Source organism: Candidatus Hydrogenedentota bacterium (assembly GCA_016791475.1).
GTDB lineage: Bacteria > Hydrogenedentota > Hydrogenedentia > Hydrogenedentales > JAEUWI01 > JAEUWI01.
Window position 1 is genome coordinate 1 of the sequence record JAEUWI010000311.1, and the last position, 612, is coordinate 612.

Annotated in this window: 1 protein-coding gene; it reads left to right on the top strand. The window is 64.4% G+C overall.

The features are described 5' to 3' along the window. The coding region (locus JNK74_29390; GenBank protein MBL7650289.1) for a group II intron reverse transcriptase/maturase at positions 1-612 on the top strand (612 nt) is incomplete at both ends.

Consider the following 612-nt stretch of genomic DNA (forward strand, 5'->3'; position numbering starts at 1 on the left):
GGGTCAACCACGACATCCTGATGGAGCGGGTGGCGCGCGTGGTTGGCGACAGGCGGGTTCTGAAGCTGATCCGGCGGTATCTGGAAGCGGGAATGATGGAGGAGGGCGTGGTCTCGCCGAGGACGCAGGGCACGCCGCAAGGTGGTCCGTTGAGTCCGCTGCTGTCGAACATCCTGCTGACGGACCTGGACCGGGAACTGGAGCGCCGCGGCCATGCGTTCTGCCGCTATGCGGACGACTGCAACATCTACGTCCGCAGCGAAGCGGCCGGCGCGCGGGTGCTGGCGAGCATGACCCAGTTTCTGGAAGAACGGCTCAAGCTCAACGTCAATGCGGCGAAGAGCGCAGTCGCTCAACCTTGGCACCGCAAGTTTCTGGGCTACAGCCTGACGGCGCACAAGGCGCCGAAGCTGCGTATCGCGCCGACCAGTATCGAACGGCTCAAGGCCAAGGTTGGTGAGGTGTTTCGCCGCGGCCGCGGCTGCAGTCTGGGCCAGACGATTGTCGAGCTGAATCCGATCCTGCGTGGCTGGGCAGCGTACTTCAAGCTGACCGAGACCCAGCGGGTTCTGGAAGACCTCGACAGTTGGATTCGCCGCAAACTGCGCTGCG